The organism is Rhizobium sp. PP-CC-3G-465, assembly GCF_004343445.1.
Taxonomy (GTDB): domain Bacteria; phylum Pseudomonadota; class Alphaproteobacteria; order Rhizobiales; family Rhizobiaceae; genus Ferranicluibacter; species Ferranicluibacter rubi.
This window is the reverse complement of the sequence record NZ_SLYH01000005.1, coordinates 206,753-232,737: the sequence shown is the minus strand read 5'-3', so window position 1 is coordinate 232,737 and position 25,985 is coordinate 206,753. Positions and strand designations below refer to the sequence as shown.

Annotated in this window: 23 protein-coding genes; 9 read left to right on the top strand and 14 right to left on the bottom strand. The window is 62.9% G+C overall.

Annotated elements, in window-relative coordinates:
• Positions 1–396: 396 nt before the first annotated feature.
• On the bottom strand, positions 397–990 hold the full coding sequence (locus C8J33_RS18735; RefSeq protein WP_110801636.1) for a hypothetical protein: 594 nt from the start codon (positions 988–990) through the stop codon (positions 397–399).
• Positions 991–998: 8 nt separating this feature from the next.
• Complete coding sequence (locus C8J33_RS18730; protein WP_110801635.1) at positions 999–1,493, bottom strand: transposase; 495 nt, start codon at positions 1,491–1,493, stop codon at positions 999–1,001.
• A gap of 72 nt (positions 1,494–1,565) precedes the next feature.
• Between C8J33_RS18730 and C8J33_RS27095 the strand changes: the two genes are divergently transcribed.
• From C8J33_RS27095 to aztD, 3 genes are all read left to right on the top strand, one after another.
• Complete coding sequence (locus tag C8J33_RS27095) at positions 1,566–1,703, top strand: hypothetical protein (protein WP_165910631.1); 138 nt, start codon at positions 1,566–1,568, stop codon at positions 1,701–1,703.
• Positions 1,704–1,815: 112 nt separating this feature from the next.
• Positions 1,816–3,021: a zinc metallochaperone GTPase ZigA gene (zigA, locus tag C8J33_RS18725; protein ID WP_132665021.1), complete on the top strand. Its 1,206-nt coding sequence runs from the start codon at positions 1,816–1,818 to the stop codon at positions 3,019–3,021.
• Between the two features lie 71 nt (positions 3,022–3,092).
• Positions 3,093–4,322, top strand: a complete 1,230-nt coding sequence (gene aztD, locus C8J33_RS18720; protein WP_422038610.1) for a zinc metallochaperone AztD — start codon at positions 3,093–3,095, stop codon at positions 4,320–4,322.
• Between the two features lie 147 nt (positions 4,323–4,469).
• On the opposite strand, the gene C8J33_RS18715 is transcribed toward aztD, so the two are convergent.
• From C8J33_RS18715 to C8J33_RS18685, 7 genes are all read right to left on the bottom strand, one after another.
• Entirely contained in the window at positions 4,470–4,709 is a 240-nt protein-coding gene (locus C8J33_RS18715) for a hypothetical protein (RefSeq protein WP_110801633.1), read from the bottom strand.
• A gap of 10 nt (positions 4,710–4,719) precedes the next feature.
• Positions 4,720–5,478 (bottom strand): metallophosphoesterase, encoded by a 759-nt coding sequence (locus tag C8J33_RS18710; protein WP_165910632.1) that lies wholly within the window; start codon positions 5,476–5,478, stop codon positions 4,720–4,722.
• Between the two features lie 354 nt (positions 5,479–5,832).
• Positions 5,833–7,833 (bottom strand): beta-galactosidase trimerization domain-containing protein, encoded by a 2,001-nt coding sequence (locus C8J33_RS18705; protein ID WP_110801631.1) that lies wholly within the window; start codon positions 7,831–7,833, stop codon positions 5,833–5,835.
• A gap of 56 nt (positions 7,834–7,889) precedes the next feature.
• Positions 7,890–9,026, bottom strand: a complete 1,137-nt coding sequence (locus C8J33_RS18700; RefSeq protein WP_110801630.1) for an ABC transporter ATP-binding protein — start codon at positions 9,024–9,026, stop codon at positions 7,890–7,892.
• A 9-nt stretch (positions 9,027–9,035) separates the two neighbouring features.
• Positions 9,036–9,857 carry a carbohydrate ABC transporter permease gene (locus C8J33_RS18695; RefSeq protein WP_132665020.1) on the bottom strand — a complete coding sequence of 274 codons (822 nt, stop codon included), beginning with the start codon at positions 9,855–9,857 and terminating at the stop codon, positions 9,036–9,038.
• 13 nt (positions 9,858–9,870) lie between these two features.
• A complete protein-coding gene (locus tag C8J33_RS18690) occupies positions 9,871–10,773 on the bottom strand; it encodes a carbohydrate ABC transporter permease (protein ID WP_110801628.1) in 903 nt (300 codons plus the stop codon).
• A gap of 25 nt (positions 10,774–10,798) precedes the next feature.
• Complete coding sequence (locus tag C8J33_RS18685) at positions 10,799–12,097, bottom strand: ABC transporter substrate-binding protein (protein WP_110801627.1); 1,299 nt, start codon at positions 12,095–12,097, stop codon at positions 10,799–10,801.
• 214 nt (positions 12,098–12,311) lie between these two features.
• Between C8J33_RS18685 and C8J33_RS18680 the strand changes: the two genes are divergently transcribed.
• Positions 12,312–13,325, top strand: a complete 1,014-nt coding sequence (locus tag C8J33_RS18680; RefSeq protein ID WP_110801626.1) for a LacI family DNA-binding transcriptional regulator — start codon at positions 12,312–12,314, stop codon at positions 13,323–13,325.
• A gap of 77 nt (positions 13,326–13,402) precedes the next feature.
• On the opposite strand, the gene C8J33_RS18675 is transcribed toward C8J33_RS18680, so the two are convergent.
• The 5 genes from C8J33_RS18675 to C8J33_RS18655 all read right to left on the bottom strand — a co-directional run bounded on the left by C8J33_RS18675 (position 13,403) and on the right by C8J33_RS18655 (position 18,712).
• The gene (locus C8J33_RS18675) at positions 13,403–14,185 is read right to left on the bottom strand and encodes a glucose 1-dehydrogenase (protein ID WP_132665019.1); all 783 of its coding nucleotides are present in this window, start codon (positions 14,183–14,185) and stop codon (positions 13,403–13,405) included.
• A gap of 180 nt (positions 14,186–14,365) precedes the next feature.
• Complete coding sequence (locus C8J33_RS18670) at positions 14,366–15,154, bottom strand: SDR family oxidoreductase (RefSeq protein ID WP_110801624.1); 789 nt, start codon at positions 15,152–15,154, stop codon at positions 14,366–14,368.
• 22 nt (positions 15,155–15,176) lie between these two features.
• A complete protein-coding gene (locus C8J33_RS18665) occupies positions 15,177–16,655 on the bottom strand; it encodes a sugar ABC transporter ATP-binding protein (RefSeq protein WP_110801623.1) in 1,479 nt (492 codons plus the stop codon).
• Between the two features lie 30 nt (positions 16,656–16,685).
• Entirely contained in the window at positions 16,686–17,615 is a 930-nt protein-coding gene (locus tag C8J33_RS18660; protein WP_092936600.1) for a sugar ABC transporter substrate-binding protein, read from the bottom strand.
• 116 nt (positions 17,616–17,731) lie between these two features.
• The gene (locus tag C8J33_RS18655; RefSeq protein WP_110801738.1) at positions 17,732–18,712 is read right to left on the bottom strand and encodes an ABC transporter permease; all 981 of its coding nucleotides are present in this window, start codon (positions 18,710–18,712) and stop codon (positions 17,732–17,734) included.
• 211 nt (positions 18,713–18,923) lie between these two features.
• Between C8J33_RS18655 and C8J33_RS18650 the strand changes: the two genes are divergently transcribed.
• The 5 genes from C8J33_RS18650 (at position 18,924) to C8J33_RS18630 (ending at position 25,831) form a co-directional block, all read left to right on the top strand.
• Positions 18,924–19,733 (top strand): transketolase, encoded by an 810-nt coding sequence (locus tag C8J33_RS18650; protein WP_110801737.1) that lies wholly within the window; start codon positions 18,924–18,926, stop codon positions 19,731–19,733.
• Positions 19,733–20,689, top strand: coding sequence for a transketolase family protein (locus C8J33_RS18645; protein ID WP_110801621.1), 957 nt, complete (start codon positions 19,733–19,735; stop codon positions 20,687–20,689). The genes C8J33_RS18650 and C8J33_RS18645 overlap by 1 nt, the downstream gene beginning before the upstream one ends.
• Positions 20,690–20,761: 72 nt before the next feature.
• Positions 20,762–22,228, top strand: a complete 1,467-nt coding sequence (locus C8J33_RS18640) for an FGGY family carbohydrate kinase (RefSeq protein WP_110801620.1) — start codon at positions 20,762–20,764, stop codon at positions 22,226–22,228.
• A gap of 21 nt (positions 22,229–22,249) precedes the next feature.
• Positions 22,250–23,203, top strand: coding sequence for a sugar-binding transcriptional regulator (locus tag C8J33_RS18635; RefSeq protein WP_110801619.1), 954 nt, complete (start codon positions 22,250–22,252; stop codon positions 23,201–23,203).
• 183 nt (positions 23,204–23,386) lie between these two features.
• Positions 23,387–25,831, top strand: coding sequence for a helix-turn-helix transcriptional regulator (locus tag C8J33_RS18630; protein ID WP_110801618.1), 2,445 nt, complete (start codon positions 23,387–23,389; stop codon positions 25,829–25,831).
• The last annotated feature ends 154 nt before the right edge of the window (positions 25,832–25,985 follow it).

Here is a 25,985-nt window from a genome sequence, read left to right as displayed (position 1 = left end):
AATTTCGTTTTATTTGAGAAGATATGAAATTAAGGAATTTCCCCTCCAATATTTCGGGCTTTCATCATAGTAATATATGCGGAATATCTAATTAATACCCCTATTTTTAGGATATATTGTATCAGTACGCTTTGCCATCGCGCTGACATGAATTCAAGACAGCTTTTCCATACGAAAAGTAGTCACCTGCATTTCGAGGACATCACAGTTCGTCTAACGGACGTCATAGGTACGTTCGGCTAGACGGTGATGGAAAGGCCATTGTTTGGGCGTGAATGCGCTCAGCAGCAAGCCTGCGCTTGTCGCCGCATGTGGTGCAGGCTGTCAGGGTTCAAGAACGGCAAGCTCCAGCTCTAACCGCTGAACACGCTCGCCTTCGCTCCCGCAAAAGACGCACTAATCCAAGAATCGCTCCAGCATTTTCTCAAGACAGTGATTTTCTTCCGTAAGTCTTTCTACAAGAAGCCTTTTGAGCTCTCTATTCTCACTCTCGAGAGCCGCCAATTGCCGTCGCGAAACTGGCTCTGCTGACAGTGCAGGTTCGCTGCCATCCCGAGATACGAACATTGGACCATGCTGGTGGTCCTCGGGTCTCGGCTCGCCATCCGATCCATGCTCAAGGACACGATGTTCTGACGCGGGTGAGGCTATCTCTTCGCTTTGCGTGTGCACAGCTTCCAGAATGCGGCCGCGTCTTTCACCACCAACATCGCTCGTCAACGACGGCTCTGCTAACGAGGCTGGTCGGCCGCCGATCTCGACGTCCGCCGCAACGAGATCCTTGTTTGGCATGTGATGTTCGGCCGGATGCTGGCCGCCGCCGTTGTTTATGTCGGCAACGTCGCTCCGCACCTCAGGGGGAAGATCATATTCGATCTCGCTTGTGAGCTTGGTGAAGTCTACAGCTCCCCATATCGACGTCTTCGGCGACGATTTCTGGCGCCGACCGCCTTTGTATTCCACCACAAAATTAGGTTGGGTTTTTCGCATGACGCGTGTCAATCCAGTTCGAGGCGTCGACGCAGTTCGGCGTTCTCCGCCCGAAGCTTCTCGCCGAGCAACCGACGCAGTCTCTGGTTCTCTTCTTCAAGCTTGATGAGTTCGGCCAGTTCGCTCCCGACCGAGGCCGGTGGTGTAGCGGATGGCGAGGATACCGAAGGTACTGAGGATGCCGAGAGCGTTGAGGAGACGTCTGCGGGCTTTTCTGCACGCTTCCATTGGTAATAGGTCTGATCCGAGATTCCGACGGCTTCAACGGCAGCCTTCAGCGAAAGACCGTCCTTTGCAAGGCTGTCTTCGATGCGGCGAATCTTTTCCGCGCGTTCCGAGGGCGTGTGACGCCGGATCTGGCGCGTGACGGGCTTTTCGCTCGGGACCTTCTTGGGTGTCCTTTTCCGGGCTTTACGGCCGCCGTCATCTGATGGCTGTACGTCCGTGTCCTGCACATCCCCGGATACGTCAGTCGGTGCATTCTGATGTTCGTCGCCAATCATGGCACTCTCCAATTACAGCGCAGTCAAGCTTATCTGCTAGCGGTAACATGCAAGTAGAGCAAGGTTGCTCCGTTGAAAGAAGCGTTTATTGACGGCCACTATAAAATTGCGCGTGTTCACCTTGAGCGATCGGGCATCGTCTCCACGACGGCGTTCGCCCAGCGCGTCTCGATGCAGATGCGTGTGCTGATGCGCTCATTCCGCGCCTGATCTCCGTATCGACCGCCACGAGCGATAAAATTTGACCAAACCGTCTTGACCGTCCATCGCGTATTCCGGCATACGTAACTAAATAACGTTACAAAACTGGATGGACGCGATTATGGCCAAGAAACTTCCTGTCACGGTTCTCTCCGGCTTCCTTGGAGCCGGCAAGACGACGGTGTTGAACCACATCCTTTCCAACCGTCAGGGGCTGCGCGTTGCGCTGATCGTCAACGACATGAGCGAGGTCAACATTGACGCCGCGCTGGTGCGTGACGGCGGGGCGAACCTGTCGCGCACGGAAGAGCAGCTTGTGGAGATGACCAATGGCTGCATCTGCTGCACGCTTCGCGACGACCTGTTGAAGGAAGTGCGGGCGCTCGCCGAACAGGGGCGGTTCGACTATCTGCTGATCGAATCCACCGGCATCGCAGAACCCTTGCCCGTCGCCACCACCTTCGACTTTCGCGACGAGGACGGCCGTAGCCTGTCGGACGTGGCACAGCTCGACACCATGGTGACGGTGGTCAGTGCCGCAAGTCTGCTGGCCGATTACAGCTCCGCCGATTTCCTCGCCGATCGCGGCGACACGGCGGGCGAAGGCGATAACCGCACCGTCATCGATCTTCTGGTCGAACAGATCGAGTTCGCGGACGTGGTGGTGCTGAACAAGGTGAGCACCGCCACCGCGGAAGACCGCGATGCGGCCCGCAAGATCATCACCGCCCTCAATCCCGATGCGAAGCTGATCGAAACCGATTTTGGTCAGGTCGATCTCAACGATGTGCTGGGCACGGGTCGCTTCGACCTTGCGAAGGCCGAACAGCATCCGCTCTGGTTCAAGGAGTTGCACGGTTTCAAGGACCATGTTCCGGAAACGGAGGAATACGGCATCCGCTCGTTCGTCTACCGCGCGCGCCGTCCCTTCGATCCCACACGCTTCCAGCGCTTCATCGACCGCGCGTGGCCGGGCGTCGTCCGGGCGAAGGGCTTCTTCTGGCTCGCGACGCGTCCCGACCATGTCGGCGAGATCAGCCAGGCCGGTGCGCTCGTCCGAACAAGCCGGATGGGGGCGTGGTGGTCCGCCGTACCGAAGGCGCAATGGCCACGCGACCCCGGCTTCCTGCAGATGATGGAACCGTATCTCGACCCGACCTGGGGCGACCGGCGTCAGGAGATCGTGTTCATCGGCGCGGATCCGATGGACGAGACGACGATCCGCGCCGATCTCGATGCGTGCCTGGTTGATGCTGAGACGTTCTGTCCAAGCCTTTGGCGAAAGCTGGCCGATCCCTTCACGCTTTGGGAACGCAAGGCATCCTGAGCAACGGAAAGCCCGCATTCCCTCAGCCCGAGACGCCATCCCGACCCTATCCGTATTACAGGAGATATCCGATGTTCCGCTCCCGCAAAGCCATGTTTCTGGCCACCACCCTTCTCGCGACCCTCGCCGCACCGCTTGCGCTTCGTGCCGAGGAAGAGAAAAGCGAGAGCTGGCGGCTCTTCGTCGCCGATCACACACAGCCGGTCGTTCGCGCGATCGACCTTGGTACCGACAAAGAGATCGGCCGCTTCGATCTGAAGGGCTATGCAGCACTTTCGCTCAGCGATAGCGGCCGCACCGTCTTTGCCATCCAGGGCGACCAGAATGTCGTCAACGTCATCGATACCGGCATCGCGCTCTCCGACCATGGCGAGCACCGCGACATCGAGGTCGGGGACACCAAGCTGCTGGACACTGCGATCAGCGGCGAAAAACCGGGCCATGTCGTGACGCGTGGCGACAGGGTGGCGGTGTTTTACGACCGTGGCGGCAAGGCCGATCTCGTGACCGAAAGCGGGTTGCTGGAGGGCAAGGTCGATCTGAAAACGTTCGACACGACGGCCGCACATCATGGCGTTGCCGTGCCGATGGGCCGTCATCTCCTCGTCTCCGTGCCGGACACCACGGCATCCGTCAAGGAGGGCGAACTGCCACCGCGCCTCGGCCTGCGCGTGCTCGACGAGGAGGGCCGACAGGTGGGCGATGTCGCGACATGCACGGGGCTGCACGGTGAAGCGACATCCGCGCGCCTCGTCGCCTTCGGTTGCGCAGAAGGCGTGCTGATCGCGCAGCCGGGCGGCATCGACGGACCGAAACTCGACATGCTGCCCTATGGAAAGGATCTGCCGGAGGGCAAGGTTTCCACCTTGCTCGGGGGCACGTCCATGCAGTTCTTCCTCGGCAATTACGGAGAGGACAAGGTGGTGCTGATCGAGCCCGGTGCCGAGACGCCCTATCGTCTGATCGAGCTTCCCCTGCGGCGCATCGATTTCGCGCTCGACCCTGCCCATCCGCGCAATGCCTATATCCTGACGGAGGATGGCAGGCTTCATCTCCTCGATGTCGTTGATGGCGCCATCACGAGGTCGGCGGCGGTCACCGAGCCCTACAGCAAGGACGGCCATTGGCGCGATGCGCGACCGCGCCTTGCGGTGGCCGGCGACCACATCGCCATCACCGACCCGCGTCACGGCCTCGTGCGGTTGATCGATGTTGAGACATTCAAGGAGGTCCGCACGATCCCGGTCGAAGGCCAGCCGTTTGCGGTGGTGGCCGCTGGTGGTTCGGGCGCGACACATTAGCTTCCGAAGGTCTCCCTCGCGACTGCAATCCGCTCAGGAGGCCCGTTCCTGAGCGGAAAGCGCGAACGTCCAGACATCTTCGTCATCCGGGAAGCTGGAGGCCCAGGAGCGGGGATGGGCAAGACCTACTTCGGTACTGTCATCCCATCATCGCCACGTATTTCCATCGGTCGAACCGCAGCCGTAAGGCGGGGGCACGTTACCAAATGTGACATGAAGCTTGTCGCAGCCCCATTTGCTCAACGATGCCGGCAGGCGGCTGTTGATCTCGATACCGACCTCGTCATAGGGCGAACTCGTGTTCGAAACATACCGGTACCAGCGTAGACCGATAAATGCCGTGGCCGCGAGGACAGCGACCAGAACGACTGAGATGAGTTTGCGCATAGGGAATCCTTTATTCGGGTCGCCACTCGCCAATGCGTATGGCACCCTCTTCCGTCAGCTCGGTGCAGAGGAAGTGTGAAAGTTCATCGTCCCGGATGACGGCGGCGCTCAGCCGGCCGGATCGGTAGGCTCCCGTGTCCAGTGCGATGCGATTGGAATGAATTTCGGGTCGCAGCGATGCTGTGATCGTGTGGCCATGCAGGACGATATGGCGAAACACATCCAGGTGATCGAGAAAGCCGGCCCTGATCCAGCGCAAGTCATATTCATCCTGGTCAATCAACTCGATGCCGGGGCGTATTCCGGCATGAACGAAACAGAAGCGGCCGATCTCCTTGAATGTCAGAGCGTTTTCCAGCACATCGACATGGTGCGGAAAGTCACGGCGGATGTCGGCGGCGATATTTGCAAGATCGGGCACCGGCCGGTCGGAATATGCGCTCAGAGTGGCGACGCCTCCCCAGTCCAGCCAGTTGACGGCATCCTCGGATGTGAGGGTGCCACGCAGAAGCTCCCGCAGGAAGAAATCATGATTGCCCAGAATGAGCCGGGAGCCCGGATAGAGGTCCAGTGTCGCACGGACCTGATCGATGACCTTGGGACTGTCGGGCCCGCGATCGATGAGGTCGCCCAGGAAGATCACTACCGGCTTCGAACCATGGACCGCCGCGTCTTCTGCGATAGAGGCAAGCATGACATCAAGAAGATCGGCGCGTCCGTGGATATCGGCGATCGCATAGATATTGGAGGGTAGGCTCTCTGTCGTCATCACTCTCTTGCCTGCTGGAAAACACGGTTGCGTGACATCACCCTGCCGTTTGCACGGAGCCGGACCTTGGACGAGGACGAGGACGAGACCAAAGCGACGCCATCCGGGGTGGCAACGTCCTATAAGCCACCCTCCCCCGACGCGCCATCAAAACCGAATGCCGTCGTAATGTCCTCCCGTGTTACGTGGCACGATAAATGCGGCTCGACGGCACGTCCCACAAAGGAAGGCGACATGCCATAACGTCCGGGTCCTTCGCTGAAGCGCAGCCCGCAGGAGCCCTTACCGACCCCCGCTGAAGTCAACCAGCATATCGGGCAGCAACGCTTTATCTGGATCGCCTACCAACGGATTTCAGCGCCGATAGGAGACCTCGATCATCGCATGCCCATCCATACGCGGCAGCGTAAAATGGACGATGCCGTCCGCTTCCGTGAAGGAGAGATCATCGCCGTCCGGCACGCTGCGGACCGTGGATACCGGCCTTACGGTCTTCAGCGAAACGGCGATGTCGAACAGCGGCGTGATGTCCTGGATCGGCTGGATATTGGCCTCCCAGAGCTGGCCGCGCAGCGCGGGCGTCGCGTGCAGCAAATGGATGACGTCGCGCGCCTGTTCCGGCTGATGGCGCACGGTCACCCGGCCGGCACGCGGCAGGCTGGTCGAGATCAGCTTGCCGTCGCCAAGCGCAAAGGCGATGGCGCTCTCGGCCATTTCCAGCATGCGCACCGCGCCCACCTGATGGTAGATGCTGAAGACCGGATGGGCGAGATAAACGAAATTGCCTTTCTGCACGCCCGCCTGATAGGCCGAGGCTTCCGGGCGGCTGGGCGCATGGATGTGGCCTGAGAAATGTCGCGGCGTGCGGTCGAAATAGGGCTCGTGGACCGCGCCGAGCGACAGGCCGTCCGTTACCGTGATCCGCTCGGACGGCTGATACATGAACATCGGCTGGTCGATACCGTCAGCCTGCAGCGGCGCGATCGGCAGGAGATAGTCGCCGCCCGTCATCGGCGATGTCCCGTGCCAGCGGGCGCCGAGATCGAACACGAAGCCGCGTTCCGGATCGACGCCGCTGCGCCCGGTCAGGAGCACCTTGCCGCCATTGGCCGCATAGTGCTCAATGCGCACCCGGAGAACATCGTCCACCGGAACGGCGTCGGGCAGGATCAGCAGCCGGTAGGACGAGAAATCGCTGTCGAGATCGAGCACGTCGAAGGTCAGGCCCGCCTCCAGCAGGATGCGGGACGCGCCGTCATCCGCGACGCTGTCGCGATCCGACCCACCGCCGGCGGCCGGCGTTTCCACCGACTGGAGCGAAAGCAGACCGATATCCGCGCGGTTGACCGAACCGAGGCACCAGGGTTCGCGCTCTTCCACGAAGCGATAGGCCGGCGCAATGATCGCCATCGTGGAGGGATCGAGCGCGCCGGTCGGGTGGAGATGATCACCGATCGAGCACCGCGCGCCGTGCGCAAGCATCGCGCCGCATTCATAGACCAGAGCCTCCGGCCGCTTGTAGCCGCCGACCTCGCCCCAGGTGAAATGGAACTTGCCCGTCATGCCGAGAAAGTCGAAGCCGATGGGATCGACATAGCGCGCGCTCAAGGGGAAATGATCGTAACCCCAGCCGGCCGTCGGCAGGGATTCCAGCTCCAGATGGCTGTAGAACTGGCGGTAATGCTTGCGCTGGCCGCGCCGGACATGGCCGGAGTTGAAGAACAGCGGCATGGCGGGATCGTGCCGCCGCACGGCCGCCTTCACAGCCTCGTAATAGGCCTCCGTGGAGCGATCGAGGAAGGTTTCCCGGTCGGCGGGGCGGGTCCAGTCGAGCCCGAGCGCATCCATTTTCGCACGTGCCGCGGTGGAGACGGTCGGCATCTGAAAGGAGATGTCGAGAAAGATGCCGTCGCCGTCGCCGTAAAGGCGCATGACCTCCTCCACCTGACGGCAGAGATAGTCGAGATAGGGGGTGGAGAAATCGAGAAAAGCCCAGCCGGTCGGCTCGTTGCGCGATTGTGGCAGCGTGCCGTCCGGCGAAACGATACGCCATTCGGGATGCGTCTGCGCGGCATGCTCGTCCCAGGCAGCCGAGAGATAGACCGGCGCCTTGATGCCGACGGAATGCAGCGCGTCGATCTGCCCGCGCAGGAGGTCGAAGCCGAGGCCCGGATGCATCCGACCGATCTCTGTCGGGTGATAGGACAGGCCATGATGGCATTTCGAGAACAGCGTGACCGAATCCACATGCGCCGCCCGGTAGGTGCTGGCAAAGGCCGTCGCATCGAAGCGGGATCCGACGCCGTCGATGAGGGGAGATGTGTGGAAGTCGAGATGGATCTGGCGAAAGCGCATGGGGCCTCGATGGCTTGAATGTGTGTGGGGGGAACGGCGGTGGCTTTCCGCGCGGCTCAGGAGGAAACGGGTGGAAACCGCAGCGTCTCTCCGTTGCGGTCGAACAGGTAGAAGGCGGCGGGATCGATCGACAGCGTCAGCGGATCGCCCGGCCGCAGCATCACCTGGCTTGAGCGATGGGCGGCGAGATAACCGTCCTGCGACTCGGAATCGAATGTTCGCAGGTTCCCCGCATCGGCATAGATCAGCGTTTCCCGGCCAAGGCTTTCCACCACCGCCACGCGGGCGGGAACGGCGATCTGGCCGGGTGCGCCAGTGCCGAACGTCTCGGCACGTAAACCCAGCGTAACAACGTCGCCCACGGCCGGCACATCCGCATCCGGCTCGATCTGAAGCTGGATCGGCATCGTCAGCCCTTCGGCCATAATCGTCACAGTCCGCCCGCCGGCAGCAACGATCCGGCCCTTGATGAAGTTCATGCGCGGAGAACCGAGAAAGCCGGCGACGAAGCGGTTTCGCGGGCGATTGTAAAGATCGAGCGGCGAGCCGACCTGTTCGATCAGGCCGGCATTCATCACCACGATCCGCGTCGCCATGGTCATGGCCTCCGTCTGGTCGTGGGTCACATAGACCATCGTCGCCTTGAGCTCGGCATGCAGCCGGCCAAGCTCGACGCGCATCTGCGAGCGCAAGGCCGCATCGAGGTTCGACAGGGGTTCGTCGAACAGGAACACGTCGGGCGCGCGGGTAATGGCGCGGCCGATGGCGACACGCTGTTTCTGCCCGCCGGACAGTTGCTTGGGCGTCTTGTGAAGATGCTCCTCGATCCGCAGGATTTTTGCGGCTTTCGCCACGGCGGCGGCGATTTCCGTCTTCGGCCGGCCAGCCATCTTCAGGGCGAACCCCATGTTCTCGGCCACCGTCATATGCGGATAGAGCGCATAGTTCTGAAACACCATGGCCACGCCACGGTCCGACGGCTCGGCATGGGTGATGTCGCGACCGTCGATGCGGATGGCACCGGAGGTGATCGTCTCGAGCCCGGCGATGGAACGCAGCAAAGTGGATTTGCCGCAGCCGGACGGGCCGACCATGACGATGAACTCGCCGGGTTCGGCGGTGAAGCTCACGCCCTTGATGGCGGTGAAACTGTCATAGGATTTGACGACGGTGTCGATCTGCAGGCTGGGCATGAGGCGATCCTATTTTCCGAGACCGGACATCGAGCGGACGAAATGACGCTGGGCGGCCACGAAGACGATCAGCAGCGGAACGGTGGCGATGGCGAGGCCGGCCATCAGCGCCGGCCAGTCCGCGCTGTACTGGCCGATCAGCCCGTAGATACCCACAGGCAGAGTGCGCACCCTCGTTTCGGTGAGCAGCATCAGGGCGAGAATAAATTCGTTCCAGTTGAACACCGCCTGGAAGATCGCCGCACTGGCGACGACCGGGCCGGACAGCGGCAGCACAATGCGCCAGAACACCTGGAACCGGCTGCATCCATCGAGCCGCGCCGCTTCTTCCAGTTCGCGCGGGAACTCCAGAAAGAACGCGTAGAACAGCATGGTGGTGAACGGGATGCCGTAGGCGGCATAGGGAATGACGATGGCGATCTGCGAATTGAGCAGCCCGGCGGCGGAGACGAACTGGTAGAGCGGCACGAGAACGCTCTGCACCGGCACGGCGAAGCCCGCGACGATCAGGAGGTACAACGCCTGCATCCGCCGCGACGATGCGCGCGCCAGAACATAGGCGGCGAGCGCGCTGACCACGACGATCAGCGTGACGGACAGCGCGGTGACGACCACCGAATTGAACAGGAAGCCGCCGATGCCGATGCCCCAAGCCCGCTCGAAGGCGGCAAAGCTCAGGGTTCTCGGCAGGCCGAGCGGCCGGGTAAAGATGTCTGCCTGCGACTTGAAGGCGGCGACGAACATCAGGCAGAGCGGCGCCAGCACGAACAGCGTCCAGACGGACATGACGAGGTGAAGGCCGATCGATACGAGACGATAGCGGGAGGTCATGGATGCATCTCCCTCATGCCTTGCGCGACAGGCGCAGTTGCAGCCAGCCGAACAGGACGGCAATGGCCAGAAGCACCACCGACATCGCATTGGCATAGCCCATATTGCCGAGCCGGAAAGCCTGCAGATAGCTGTAGGTCCCCAGCACCTGCGTGGCGTTGGCCGGACCGCCGCCGGTGGTAACGAAAACGAGATCGAACACTTTCAGCCCTCCGACCACCGTGATCAGCGTGCCGACGATCAGCACGTTGCGGATGCCCGGCAGGGTGATGTAGCGAAAGGCGCGAAGCCCCTTGGCTCCGTCGAGCGCCGCGGCCTCGTAAAGCTCCTTCGGAATGCTTTGAAGACCAGCGAGAACGAGGATCATCTGGAAGCCGACATTCTGCCACGCGGCGATCACCAGCAACATCCAGAGCGAGATCTGGGGATCGCCAAGCCAGCCGAGCTTCGGCGGGCGCATGCCCAGCGATTTGACGATGGCATTCAGCGGCCCGACATTCGGATCGAGAATGAGGATCCAGACGAAGGCGACCGCGATGGAGGACACCACCACCGGCATGAAGATGATGGTGCGGTAGATCGCGTTGCCGCGCCGGACGCCACGGTCGAGAATGGCGGCAAGGATCGTCCCCAGACCCACCTGCGTGATGGCCGAACCGACGATCAGGAAGGCATTGTTGCGAAGGGCCGTCCAGAACACAGGGTCGCCGGCCGCCCGGACATAGTTTCCAAAGCCGACGAACACCCAGTTGCGCGAGGTAATGGTGAATTCGAAGAAGGACCCCACGATCGCGTAGACGGCGGGCGCGAGAATGAAGAGGCTGACCAGGGCCAGCGCCGGAAGGAGCATAGCCCCGCTCAGCATGTCCCGCCGCCCACGCGGCGAAAGAGGCCCCTGTTGCGTCACATCTGTCATCGCGCGCTCCCTCCCCGCCTGCCGCTTACTTCGCCGGCAGCTTTGCCTGGGCGGCAAGGGCCGTCTGGCGGATCTGCGCCACGGCGTCTGCCGGCGTCACGGTGCGGTTGAGAACCTCGACCGTTGCGTTGAGATAGGCGTCGGCCACGCTGGCCTCGAGCAGCACGTCCAGCACGTTGACCCCGCGGGTGAAGGTGCCCATGTCGGCCACGATCGCCTTGAACTGGGGCGTGGCGCCCGCCACGCTGTCGATCATCTTCGGGTTCGACGGCAGGAATTTCGTCAGCTCGGCGAACTTGGCGCCTTGTTCGGGCGATACGAGAAAGCTGATCCATTCGACAGCCTCCTTCGCGTGCTGCGTCTTGCTCGACACCTGGAAGCCCTCGGGCACCAGGAAGTTGGCACCGGCATCGCCCTTGCCGCCTTCGACGAGCGGCAGGCGGAAGAAGCCGTAATTGGTGAAGCCTGCCGCATCGAGCCCCGCCGTGCACCAGGTGCCGCAGAACTCCATCGGCGAGGCCTGCGTGGCAAACATCGCGTCCGCGACGGTGTATTCGGTGGCGTTCGGCGCCTCCTCGAAGCAACCGGCGTCCTGCAGCTTGATCAGTTCCCCGAAGGCCTGCGCATAGCCCGGATCGGTAAACAGCGCATCCGCCGGTCGCGACAGATCGTAATCGCCCGCCGTGCCATCGACACCCATGACCCGCTCGTTCAGCATGGTCATCCAGTGGATCGCCTTCCAGCGCGTCTTGTTGCCAAGCGGCATGGGAACCGTGTCGGGATCGATGGCGCGCACCGCCTTGCAGACGCCGGCAAGCTCGCTCATCGTCTTCGGCAGGGCGATCTTGTTCGCCGCGAAATAGTCCTTGTTGTAGAAGACGTATTTGCTGACCGCATCGGCCGCCGCGCCATAGAGCTTGCCGTCATACCGGAAGGCATCCAGCAGCCCCTCGCCCAGTTCCGTGCCGAAACCACCCTTGGCCATCGCGGCGTCGGTGATGTCGAGCGCCAGACCGTCGCGCACCAGCCGCTTGGCGGCATCGCCCGACCAGTTGAAGAACACATCCGGCGCGTCCGACCCGACCAGGGCCACGGGCAAACTCGTCTTGTAGGCGTCACCCGGAAAGGTCTGGTGCTCGATCGTGATGCCCGGATGCGTTTTCTTGAACGCCTCCGCCGCCTGCGCGATGAATTCCGGATAGCCGGGGTTATCGAGCGTCCACATCTTCAGCGTAACGTCCTGCGCCAGAGCGGCCGGCACGGCGCACAGCAAGCCGGCGGCGAACGCCAGGAGATGAATGGGTCTTTCCAAAAACGTCTTCATGCTCGCTCCATGGCCGACATAGCGGTCTCACTTGATTGATCGAACCGTTTCGACTACGAATTAAGCATGCCTAAATTAAGGGCGCAAGCATCGAACATCGATCAAAATAGATCGAACAAACAAAACTGCCTGAGCCTCATTCCGCAGACCCGACAACCGGCATTCCGGAGCGACCGCAGGAGCAGGCGAACCGGCTCGGCTAACGAGGTGACGCATGGCAACCATAAGGGACGTGGCAAAGAAGGCGGGCGTGGCCATCTCGACGGTCTCGCTCGCCATGAACGGTACCGGTCCGGTCAGCGCGGAAACGCTGAAGCGTGTGCTGGAAGCCAGCGAGGCGGTCGGCTACAAGCCCAACGTTCTGGCCCAGAGCTTGAAACGCGGACACAGCAAGCTGATCGGTCTCGTGCTCGGCGACATCGGCAACCCGTTTTTCAGCCGCCTGCTGCGCGTGGTCGACAGCATTCTGTCGGATACGGACCACATGGTGATCGTGGTGGAAACCGCCTCCCATGCCGAGCGGGAACGCGCGACGCTCGATCAGCTGCGGCGCCACCGGGTCGGCGGCATTCTGATGGCGCCGATGACCAACGACCCGAATTTCGCGGCGTTTCTGCGAAAGCTCGATATGCCGGTCGTCCTGATAGACCAGAACGTGGACGGCGCGAACCTCGATTTCGTCAGCTCGGACAACGCGCTGGCAACGACCATGCTGACGGAATATCTCATTCGCATGGGCCATCGTCGCATCGCGTTTATCGGTGGCGATCCCCGCCAGTGGACGGCGGCACTGCGACGCCAGGGCTTTCGCGATGCCATGGCGGCCTCCAGCCTGCCTGTCGAGCCCGCCATGGAGATCGTCGCGGATTTCAGCGGCGAGAAGGCCTATGATCAGGTCGTCCGCCTGTTGTCCCTGCCGCAGCGCCCGACGGCGCTGGTCACCGCCAGCAACCTCATGGCGCTGGGCGCCCTTCAGGCGATCAACGATCTCGGCTTCAGTTGCCCGCAGGAGATTTCCTTGACGGGCGTCGATGACGTGCCCTGGAGCAATGTCTTAAAACCACGGCTGACCATCGCCGCGCAACCGGTCGAGGAACTGGCCCGGGTCGCCGCCAACTTCCTCATCGAGCGCATGACGCACCGCGGCGGCGTCAGCCTTCCCCCGCGCACCCACATCGCCATCCCGAAACTCGTCATCGGCACCTCCTGCGCTCCGCCAAACACCTAGCGGCATGCCAAAGGCCCGGTATTCGCGGTGCATTCCGAGAAATGGTTCGGTCGTCCAACCTCCAAGCGCCGGCGGCGTCAGGACATGATGAGGCCGCCATCGACGTTGATGGTCTGCCCGGTGATGTAGGCGGCGTCGTCGCTCGCAAGGAAGGTGACGAGACCGGCGACGTCCTCGCCGGAGCCGGCGCGTTTCATCGGAATGCCTTCGACCCACTCCTTCATCAGTTCGCCGGGCGCATAGGTGCCGAGCAGCTTGCCCCAAGCCTCGTCGTTATAGGCCCACATATCGGTCTCGATGATGCCGGGGCAGAAGGCGTTGACGGTGATGCGGTCGGTCGCGACCTCCTTGGCAAGGCTCTGGGTGATGCCGACGACGCCCATCTTGGAGGCGGCGTAATGCGGGGTGTAGATGAAGCCGTCGCGCGCCTGGCCCGAGGCCGTGTTGATGATGCGGCCGCCACAGCCGTGCCTGCGCATGCGGGCGATGGCTTCCTGGGCGCAGAGGAACACGCCCTTGGTGTTGACGGCCATCACCTTGTCCCAGTCGTCTTCCGAAAGGTCCTCGACGCGGGCAATCGTGATCACGCCGGCATTCTGGATGGACACGTCGACCGACCCGAACGCAGCCTCGGCCGCATCGTAGAGGGCGATGACGCTCGCCTTGCTGGTGACGTCGCCGACGAAGGAGATGGCCTTGCCGCCCGCCTTGACGATTTCCTCGGCGACGCCGTGCACGCGGTCTTCATTCGCCGAAACGACGAGATTCGCGCCCTCGCGAGCGAAGCGGGCAGCGATCGCCGCACCGATGCCGCGGCTTGCGCCTGTGATCACGACCGTCTTGTTGTCGAAACGCTTCATGGAATCCTCCTCCGTATGAACTTCGCGCCCGGTTCGTCCGCGCGCTTCTCCCCCCACCCGCCAGACCGACCGCCTGCGCATGAAAAAAGCGGATCGCGCGGCAACGTCGCTTGACGCACGATCCGCCCGCGGTCTCGTCAGGGAGGTGCCGAAACCGCTGTTTTACCTACCGACCGGCTGCTACCAGCAGCAGAAGCCGCCATCGACGAGCAAATCGACACCCGTGACGAAGCTTGCCGCATCCGACAGGAGGAAGACGGCGGGGCCGACCATCTCGTCGACCTTGGCCATGCGCTGCATCGGCGTCTGCTCCTCGAACAGCTTCGTCTGGTGCACCATTTCCGGCCGCGTGTTCATTGGCGTCGCGGTGTAGCCCGGCGAGATCGTGTTGACGCGGATGCCGCGATCGACCCATTCCATCGCCATCGACTTCGACATGTGGATCACGCCGGCCTTAGAGGCATTGTAGTGCGCTTGGCTGAGGCCGCGATTGACGATGACGCCCGACATGGAGGCGATGTTGACGATCGCGCCGCGGCCATGCTTCAGCATCGCGCGCGCTTCTGCCTGGGAGGAGAGGAAGACGCCCTTGAGGTTGATGTCCATCAGGGTCTGATACTGGTCCTCGTCCATGTCCTCCGCCGGGTTCGCATTGGCGATGCCGGCGGCGTTCACGGCGAGCGACAGGTTGCCGAGTTCGGCCTCCATGCGGGCCACGGCGTCGGCGAGCGAGGTCTTGCTGGTGACGTCGGCGGCGATCTCGATCGCCCGGCGACCTGCCGCCTTGATGTGGCTGGCCGTCATGGCAAGGCCGTCGTCGGTGCGCCGGTCAAGCAGCGCGACATCGGCGCCGCACTGGGCGAGACCGATGGCGATGCGCTGGCCGATGCCGCTTCCCGCACCCGTGACGAGTGCGACGTGGCCTGTGAGATCGAACAGCTTAGGGGCGTTCAGAGTGATGTCGGACACCGCTCTTCCTTTCTATGGTTCATCAGATCGTTGCGAGTTCCATGACGGAGACGTCATTGGCCTGTTCGCGGTTGAGAATGCCGGCCTGGTTGCCCTGGGCAAGAACGAGAATGCGGTTGGAGACGCCAAGCACCTCCTCGAGGTCGGAGCTGACGACGATGACCGCGACGCCCTGCCAGGCGAGGTTGACGATGATGTCGTAGATGCCGGCGCGTGCGCCGACGTCGATGCCGCGTGTCGGTTCGTCGAGAACGACCACCTTCGGATCGCGCATCAGCCATTTGGCGATAACGATCTTCTGCTGGTTGCCACCCGAGAGATCGGACGCATGCTGCTCGGCACGTCCCTTGACGTTGAATTTCGCGATGGCCTTCTCGGCGAAGGCCTTCTTGACCCCGGCCGTGATCCAGCGGCCGCCGAGCTTGTCCAGATTGGCGTAGATCAGGTTTTCGCTGATCTTGTGGGCGACGACCAGCCCCTGGTCCTTGCGATCCTCCGGCACGAGCACGATGCCTTTGGCGATCGCGTCTGCCGGATCGCGCAGCTTCAGCACCTGCCCGTCGAGCCGGATCGTGCCCGCCTTGACGGGATCGGCACCCGCAATCGCGCGGACAAGCTCCGTGCGGCCGGCGCCGACGAGGCCGGCAATCCCAAGGATTTCCCCGGCGCGCACCTCGAAGCTGACATCGCGGAAGGCGTTAACGGCCGAGGTAAGGTTCGACACCTGCAGCACGGGGCGCTCGGTCGGTGTCGGCACGGGCGGGAACAGACGATCAAGCGAGCGCCCGACCATGCTCTCCACTACCGTGCGCACCGGCGTCGCGCTGTCGGCAAATTCCTGCACGCGCTCGCCGTCGCGAAGCACGACGATGCGGTCGGTGATCTGCTTGATCTCTTCCATGCGGTGCGAAATGTAAATGATGCCGACGCCCTCGGCGCGCAGCTTGCGAACCTGCTCGAACAGGGCCTCGGTCTCGGCACCGCCGAGTGCCGCTGTGGGCTCGTCGAGGATCAGGAGCTTGGCATCGAGCGCCAGGGCTTTCGCGATCTCGATCAGCTGCTGGTTGGCGGTGGACAGGCCGGCCACCTTGCGGGAGGCCGGGATATGCAGGTTGAGGCGCGAGAGCTGCTCCTGCGCGCGGCGCTCCATCTGGGCACGATCGATGGCGCCATTGCGCGTCGGCCAGCGCCCGATGAAGACGTTTTCCGCGATGGAAAGCTGCGGCAGGAGTTTCAGCTCCTGATGGATGAGGACGACGCCCTTGTCGATCGCCTCGCGTGGTGTGGCCGGGGCATAAGGCTGCCCCAGCCACGTCATCGTTCCCTCGGAAGGCGCCCGCGATCCGGCAATAATGCCCGACAGCGTCGACTTTCCGGCTCCATTCTCACCGAGAAGTGCCACGACTTCCCCCGGATGAACGTCCAGGCTCACGGATCTGAGCACCTGGAGCGGTCCGTAGTGTTTCGAGATGCCTCTGAGTGACAGAACCGGTTGGGTCATGGCGCACTTCCTCCTACCGTCGCGACGCTATCAGGGATGGTTGGCGATGAACTCGGCAACGTTTTCCTTGGTGGTCAGCGTCGCATCGAGCAGCTGCACCGGCGGCACCTTTTCGCCGGCCACGATCTTCACCGCGTTCTCGACGGCGTCACGGCCCATCTTTTGGGTCTGCTGTGTGGCCGTGACGTTGAAGACACCCTTGCCGAGCGCTTCGAGCGCCGCCGTGTCACCGTCGAAGCCGCCGACGACGACCTTCTGCGAGGGGTTGGCAACCTTGATCGCCTGCGCCGCACCGAGCGCGAGGCCGTCGGCCTGTGCAAAGACGATCGAGACGTTCGGGTTGGCCTGCAGCATGTTCTGCATGATCTGGAAGCCCTCGTCCTGGGCCCACATGTTGGAATACTGCTCGGCGACGATCTTGACCTCAGGATAGGCCTTCAGCGCTTCGGCGCAGCCCTTGGAGCGATCGACTTCCGGCGTCGTGCCCTTCTGGCCATGGATGATGACCATGTCGCCCTTGCCGCCGGCTTCCTTGAGGATGTAGTCGCAGACGCTCTTTGCCGAAGAGACGGAGTCGGTTGCCAGGAACGTGTCGCCCGGCGCGCCCTCGGCGTTTCGGTCGATATTGATGACCGGCACGCCGGCAGCCTTGGCAAGCTTGACCGGAACCGTGGCGGCGGCGGCACCTGCGGGAATGTAGATGAGCGCGTCGATGTTCTGCGTCAGAAGGTCCTGGATCTGGTTGACCTGCGTCGGGCCATCGCCCTTGGCGTCGACGGTCACGACCTCGATGCCGCGCTTCTTGGCTTCGGCTTCGACGGACTGCTTGATCTGGTTGAAGAAGTTCGCCTGCAGGTTGGCGACGGCAAGGCCGATCTTCTTGACTTCGGCGGCGTGTGCCGAGCCGAGCGTCAGACCGAGAATGGCCGCCGATGTCAGAAGAGTGCGTGCAAATGTCATGGTCGTTCCTCCGTTGTTGATAGAACCCGGGGGGTAATCCTCCACCCCTGGGGCATAGGCTCCGCTCCAAACATCTCGGAGGGGAATTTCTGTGGCCGTCCCACCGGTTATCCGGGTTAAGCGCGCCGCCGACGCATGGTTTCAGCTCCCACCGCAAGCACGATGACGACGCCGATGATGACCTGCTGCAGGAAGGGCGAGACGTTGAGCAGATTGAGACCGTTGCGCAGGACGCCGATGATGAGGACGCCGATCAGCGTGCCGCCGATGCCGCCGGCCCCGCCCGAAAGGGACGTGCCGCCGATGACGACCGCGGCGATCGTGTCGAGCTCATAGCCGAAGCCGCTGGAGGGCTGGACCGAGTCGAGGCGGGCCGCAAGGACGATGCCGGCCAAGCCTGCCAGCACGGCGCTGACCACATAGACCCCGATCGTGACCAGCTGGACATTGATACCGGCAAGCCGCGCGACCTCCGGATTACCGCCGACGGCATAGAGCATGCGGCCTTCGGCGCGATAGTGCAGGAACAGCCAGGCGATCAGCACCACGAAGAGCATCAGGAACACGGTGGCCGTGAGAACGCCGAAATGGCGATCGATCGCGAGCATCATGAACCATTCGGGGAAGCCGACGATCTGCTGGCCGTCGGTGATCATGTTGGCGACGCCCCGGGCGGCCGACATCATCGCAAGCGTGGCGATGAAGGCGGGAACCCGGAAGACCGTCACCAGAAGCCCGACGATGAGACCGCTGACGGCGGATGCGACGAGCGCCACGGCAATGGCAAGGCTTAAGGGAAGGCCGGCAATGTTCGCGGTCCAGCCCATGACCATCATGGAGAGCGCCAGAACCGAGCCGACCGAGAGATCGATGCCGCCGATAAGGATGACAAAGGTCATGCCGACGGCCATGATGCCGATCACGGTGATCTGGTCGAGAATGTTCAGGCCGTTGCGCAGCGAGAAGAAGGCATCGGTGCTGAAGCCGAGGAAGATGCAGAGGGCGAGAAGTCCGACGAGGGGACCCGTCGCGCCACTGAGTTTCTTCCGCCACGTGCCGGACGGCCGGGCCTGTCCGTTGATGTCGAGCGCCACCATCATTCCTCCTCACGCATGTCGCAGGCAAAACCCACAATCCAAATAGAATAAATATTCACTCCTGCCGGAAAATTCACTATCAAGCGATGACTTAGGTGTCAACCGGATTTATCGCTGCGGTGCAACATGCATGCCGGTTGAACGGGGGTTGACTAATCAGGCATCTATGCAAGAATATCACTACATGCATATTTATTCAGGCGAGGAAATGATGGAGATTAAAGATCTTGAGCGCGTCGCGCGCCAAATCCGGCTGCGGGATCTGCAAGCCGTGTTCGAAGCAGGCGCCGGACATATCGGCGGGGAAATGTCGGTGATCGACGTGCTGACGGCCCTATATTTCCGCGTCCTGAAGGTCTGGCCCGACCAGCCGAAGCATCCGGATCGAGATCGCTTCGTCCTGTCGAAGGGCCACACCGCCTGCGCGCTCTATGTAACGCTCGCCAAGCGCGGCTTCATCCCGGAAGAAGAGGTCTCGACCTTTCTCAAGCCCTATTCCCGCCTCAACGGCCATCCGAATTGCAACAAGGTGCCCGGCGTCGAGACCAATACCGGTCCGCTCGGCCACGGCCTGCCGGTCGCGGTTGGCATGGCGAAGGCCGCAAAGCTTTCGGGCGCGTCCTACCACACCTATGTCGTCACCGGCGACGGCGAGATGCAGGAAGGTTCGAACTGGGAAGCCATCATGGCCGGCGCGCATTTCGGCCTCGACAACCTGACGCTCCTCATCGACCATAACCGTTTTCAGCAGGGCGCCTCCATCGCCGACACCAATGGCCTTGCGCCGCTCCGCCCGAAGGTTGAAGCCTTCGGCTGGGAGGTCACGGAGATCAACGGCAATGCCATGAGCGAGGTGGTTGCGGCTCTCGAACATCGCGGCACACGCCCGCACTGCATCGTCGCGCATACCAACAAGGGTCACGGGATCTCGTTCATGCAGGATACCGTGGACTGGCACCACAAGGTTCCGAACAAGGAACAATACGAGATCGCCGTAAAAGAACTGTCGGAGGCCCTCTAATGAACGCGCATGTCCCATCCCAGAAGCTGCACGACTGCCGCGACGCCTTCGCCGCCACGCTGGAGCGCCTCGCGGCGGAAGACGAGACGATCGTGGTCGTCTGCAACGACTCCGTCGGCTCCTCCAAACTCGGCGGCTTCAAGGCGAAGTTTCCCGAGCGGCTGATCAATGTCGGCATTGCCGAGCAGAACATGATCGGCGTGGCCGCGGGGCTCGCTAATGGCGGACGCATTCCCTACGTCTGTGCGGCCGCACCCTTCCTCACGGGGCGCGCTCTGGAGCAGATCAAGGCCGACATCGCCTATTCCAATGCCAATGTGAAGCTCGTCGGCATCTCCTCCGGCATGGCCTATGGCGACCTCGGCCCGACGCATCATTCGATCGAGGATTTCGCGTGGACGCGCGTCCTGCCCAATCTCCCGGTCATCGCACCCTGCGACCATATTGAAACGGCGGCCGCCGTCGAATGGGCGGCGCAGTATCAGGGACCCTGCTTCCTGCGCCTGTCGCGCGTCGGCGTTCCCGATCTGCTTCCCGAAGATCATGTCTTCGAGGTCGGCAAGGCCAATCTTCTGCGCGAGGGTTCCGACGTCACGCTGATCGCCAATGGCACGCTGACGCACCGCATGGTCAAGGCGGCCGAGATCCTGGCGTCCCGCGGCATCAGCGCCCGTGTCCTCAACTTTGCGACGGTTCGCCCGATGGATGAGGACGCGATCGTTGCGGCTGCCCGCGAAACCGGCGCGATCGTTACGGCCGAGGAGCATTCGACCTTCGGTGGTCTCGGCTCGGCCGTGGCCGAGGTTGTCGTCGACCTTGCACCGGTCCCGATGAAGCGCCTCGGCGTTCCCGGCATTTTTGCACCCACGGGCTCGGCAGAATTCCTGCTGAACGAATTCGGCATGGCGCCGGAGGCGATCGCAGATGCCGCGGAAGGTGTGATCAAGCGCAAGTAAAGACGGACAATCTTCAAGCCGGGGCGCGTTTCCATCGCCGCCCCGGCATTTTCTATGGTGAGGAGTGAGAGAATGCAGGCGATACTGGCGATCGACCAGGGCACCACCAATTCGAAGGCGGTGCTCGTGTCCTTGAAGGGCGAGGTTCTCGCCCGCGGGTCCGCCCCGGTCGGCATCAGCTACCCGAAGCCCGGCTGGGTCGAGCAGGATCCGGCGAGGCTCTGGGCCTCGGTCTGCGAGGCAATCGCCGCCTGCCTGAACGCCGCGCCGGACGCGACTATCGAGGCCATCGCCATTTCCAACCAGCGCGAATCTGTGACCGTCTGGGACGCCGGGACGGGCGAGCCGCTCGGCCCGGTCTTGAGCTGGCAGTGCCGGCGTACGGCGCCGGATTGCGAGCGGCTGACGCGCGAGGGGCATCTGGACCGCGTGCAGCAGATCACCGGCCTGCCGCTCGACCCGATGTTTCCCGGCGCGAAATTCCGCTGGCTGCTGGACCGCGTGCCGCACGGCCGCAGCGTCCGGGCCGGCACCATCGACAGCTGGCTCATCCACTGCATGACGGGCGGGCGGACGCATGCCTGCGATGCATCGAACGCGGCGCGAAGCCAGCTCTTCGACCTGAATGCACAGGTCTGGAGCACGGAACTCTGCAGCATTTTCGGCGTCGATCCCGGCGTCCTGCCGGAGGTGCGTGACAGTTCCGCCGATTTCGGCAGGACATCCGGCGTGCCCGGCATTGCCGACGGCACGCCGATCCGCGCGGCGATCGGCGACAGTCATGCGGCCCTTTTCGGCCATGGCGCATTCCAGCCGGGCGACGGCAAGGTGACCTTCGGCACGGGATCGTCGATCATGACCACCCTTGCCGGATACATCGCGCCGCGCAACGGCATCACGACGACGGTCGCCTGGCGGATCGCCGGCAAGCCGACCTTCGCGTTCGAAGGCAACATCCTCGTCTCCGCCGCAAGCCTCCCCTGGATGACCGACATTCTCGGCCTTGCCGACGTCGCAGCCCTGATCGATCTCGCCGCCACCGCCGAGCCGGGCGGTCCCGGTTTCGTGCCGGCCTTCGTCGGCCTTGGCGCGCCCTATTGGGATTCGAACGCCCGTGCGCTGTTTTCGCAAATCAATTTCAGCACCAGCCGGGCGCAGATGGCCCGTGCCGTCACCGATTCCATCGCCTTTCAGGTGCATGATGTCGTCTCGGCCATGAAGACGCAGAGCGACGGCGTCATTGGCGCGCTCTATGTCGATGGCGGCCCGAGCCAGAACCGGTTCCTCATGCAATGCGTCGCCGACACGCTGCGCCACACGGTCATCCAGTGCGAGGCGCCTGAGGCATCAGCGCTCGGCGCCGCCTACCTTGCCGGCCTGTCGCTCGGCATCTTTCCGGACCTCGACGCCATTTCCGCCCTGCCCCGGCAGACGGTGCCGATAGCGCCGGTCACCAATGATGCTCCCGAACGGCTCAAAACGTGGAATGACGCGGTCGCCCGCTCGACGCTGGACCCGGCAACCGCTAAGAGTGAATAAAAATTCACGACGGGAACGCCCATGGGACGCCTCAACGAACTCCGCCTGATCTCGCGGGTCGCCCAGATGTATCACATCGAGCGGCGCCGGCAGGCGGAGATCGCGGAGCACCTGAGGCTGAGCCAAGCGACCGTCTCGCGCATGCTCAAGCGCGCGGAAACCGAAGGCATCGTGCGGACCAGCGTCATCCCGCCAGTCGGCACCTATGGCGATCTCGAAAGCGCGCTCCGCGAGCGTTTCAACCTGCCGGAAGCCGTCGTCGTCGAATGCACGGAGGATCGTGATGGTGCCATCATGTCGCGGATCGGCGAGGCCGCGGCCCATCTCCTGGAGATTACGCTGGCGCCTGGCGAGACGATCGGCGTCTCCAGCTGGAGCCAGACGATCTTCAAGATGGTGGAGAACATCCATCCACAGAAAAGCGCCCGCGCCAAGTTCGTGGTGCAGACGCTCGGCGGCATGGGCGACCCCTCGGTGCAGACCCATGCGACGCAGCTGACGACGCGGCTTGCCGGCCTCACGGGCGCCGAGCCGAAATTGCTGCCCGTGCAGGGGGTCACCTCGTCGCGCGAGGCGCGGCTCCTGATGATGGCCGACCCCTTCGTGCGCGAAACGGTCGATCTCTTCGGAAGCATCACGCTCGCCATCGTCGGGATCGGCGCCGTGGAACCGTCCGAACTGCTTGCGCGCTCCGGCAACATCTTCTCCGCCCGCGAACTGGCCGATCTTGCAGATGCCGGCGCCGTCGGCGATATTTCGCTCCGCTTCTTCGACAAAGACGGCCATCCGGTGAAGACGCCGCTCGACGATCGCGTCATCGGGCTTCCCCTCGAAGACCTTGCCCGTGTCGAACGCGTGATCGCGCTGGCAGGCGGCGCGAAGAAAACCGCCGCCATCGCCGGAGCGTTGAAGGTCGGCGTCATCGACATTCTCGTCACCGACAAGTTCACGGCAGAGCGCCTTCTCCAGAAGTAGGAGGCTGCAGGTGAGTCAACAGCCGCTCAAACCTTGAACGACGCGGTGGCGATACGGAAACCGGTTTCAGCGGCATGGATTTCGTAAGTCGCAATTCGGCGGTCGTCGTCCCGCGGCTGGGGACTGGCGGAACAGCCCGGCCGTTGCTACCGAGGCGCAGCGTAACCCTTCCGGAGGACTGAGATGGGTGCTCTGATCGACCGGCCCGAACTGATCGCCGGCATCCTCGGTGCCCGGACGCCGATCGTCATTCTGGATGCTCCCGCCGGCATGGGCAAGTCGTCTGTCCTGGCATTGATTGCGCAACGCATGGGAGCCGACGTCGTTCGCTCGCCCCAGCCGCCAACCTATCCGGCAGACGGCTCCACCACGGACACGGTTCTTCGCCTGTGGGACATACCGCCCTACACGGCGCCTCTTGCCATTCCCGAGTCCTGCGTTTCCGGTAATCATCGCCTGATCATCGCGAAACGTCCTGACACGGTGCTGCCGGGCCAGGCGCGAGCACTGGCCTACGGACAGGCAACTCTGATCGGCAGCGAGGGCCTGATGATGTCGCACGGCGAGCTCGAACGGCTGTTCGGGAGTGCTTGCGAAGATGTGGCCGAGAAAAGCGGGGGATGGCCGCTGGCCGTGTTCAATACCCGCCTTTTCGAAGGTCCTCCAGATGTCCTGCGTGCATTTCTCGACGCCGAGGTGCTGGCGACGATGCCGGACGAGGAACTCGTCGTCCTGCAGCTGATGCTGGTCGAGACGGTCGGTCGGACGAGCGCTGCGACACGGCATCCGTCCTTCTCCGAATCGCACTTCCCCACCACATCTCCTCTGCCGCTCACGGCGCCGTTCCTGATGCGCCCTGACGGCACAGGTCGGCCGACGCTGGTGGTGGCAGGCGTGCGTGACGTCCTGCGCGAGGCGATCGACCATGTAATGGAGCGGCGTCTGCGCAACGCCGGAAGCGCCAAGGCCATTGCCGAGGCTTACCGGGCGAAAGGTCTCGTGGTCGAGGCGATCTGTGCCTTCCAGAAGGCCGGTCTCTTCGACAATGCGCTGCGGATCTTCCAGGATGCTGGCGGGCCGTTCTTTCTCTACTATTTCGGGCCCCAAGCCTTCGACACCGTCCTTGCCGGATTCCCGCTGACCTTTTCCATCCAGACCGAGGTCCTCGTTCTCGCCAAGGCGTTGCAATCGCTGAAGCTCGGCGATATCGCGCGTGCCCGCCGCCTGCTCATCGACCGCTTCGGAGACATCGCCAACGATTACACGCAGGTGTTTTCCAGCCGCTCGGTTTTTTCGCGCCAGTTTCGGGCGTTCCGGCTCGTAATGCTGCTCTACGAGGACTATTTCTTCTCCGAGGAACTGCTGGAGCGCGCCTATGCGCTGATCGCGGAGTTTCCGGTGGAAGACCACCTTTCGCGCGGCAGCTTCTACAACTCGGTGCTCGAATTCTACATCCGCAATCGGCAGTTTGCCGCCGCCGAAGAGGTGGCGCAGCGTGCAATGTTTCATTATCGCGCCGCACAGGCGCCGCTCCTCGCCTTCTACATCAGTCTCCACCAGACGCTGATCCGGCTCATGATGGGCGATGCGTTGGCCGCACGCCGTTACGCGACCCAATCGGCCGCTTTTATCGCGGAGTTGCCGTTCGAAAGCCCTAACGACGCGCGGCTGCAAGTGCTGATGGACGCGTGCGTCGAGTACGAAGCCGGGCGGGCCGAGCCGCTGGCGCGGTTCCTCAATCTCGAGATCGATGGTTTCGCCCATGGCGAAATCTGGCCGAGCCTTCTCGAATTCGCGCTCCACTATGGCAGCCAGGCGCTGGGTGAGCACTTCTCCACCATGGCCGCCCGGAGCTTTCTCGATCGCTGGCGCGTCTACCAGACGTCGAACGGGCAGTTCCAGGCGATGATCTCGATCCGCGAGGCGGCCGTCCTTCAGAACGCAAACCGCTGGCAGGAAGCGGCCGACACGCTGGTGGCGATATCAGGCCGGGTCGATCGCGCCTTCGTTCTGGCAGGCGGTGAACCTTTGGCGCGCGTGCAGGAGCGCGACGAACTAGCGCTGGCGCTCATCTGGCTACGCCAGCTCGTCTACGAGGCACCGCAACGGCCCGGCCTCGACCAGCTCGTCACCACCATCATTGGCAACATGAACCTGACGGATCGCCAGCGGATGAGCGCCGAAATCTGGCTTGCCTATGTCGCCAAGCGCCAGCGCAATGCGACGCAGGCACGCGCCGTGCTCCAGAAGACCTTCGGCGATTGTGCACGGCTCGGCACCATCGCCCCGCTCGCCGAGGAGCGCGTCTTCCTGCAGGAACTGATCGACAACCAGCGCATCGGCGGCTTCCTGTCCACCGTCACGGGCAACCGCCAGATCCTTCGCAAGCTGAGGGATTCCGGCCGCCTCGACAACCAGTCCACCAAGATGGCCAACACGCTGTCGCGGCGCGAAAGCAAGATCCTGCTGATGATCTCCGAAGGTGCCGCCAACAAGGACGTGGCCAACACGCTGGGCCTGAGCGAAGCAACCGTGAAGTTCCACCTCGGCAATGTCTACCGCAAGCTCGGCTGCCGCAGTCGCCAAGAAGCGATCAGCTCTGCGCGGGCGCTCGGCCTTCTCGGCTAGCCTCGCATAAACAGCTCGCTCAGAACCTAGACCATTTAGGCAAAAACCTAGACGTGGTGGCGCTTGAGGTGCATCGTCTCGCGATGCATCCTCACGTCCAACAACGAGATGACGGTCGATAACGGCCGCGCTGGGAACCTTCGACAACACGGGA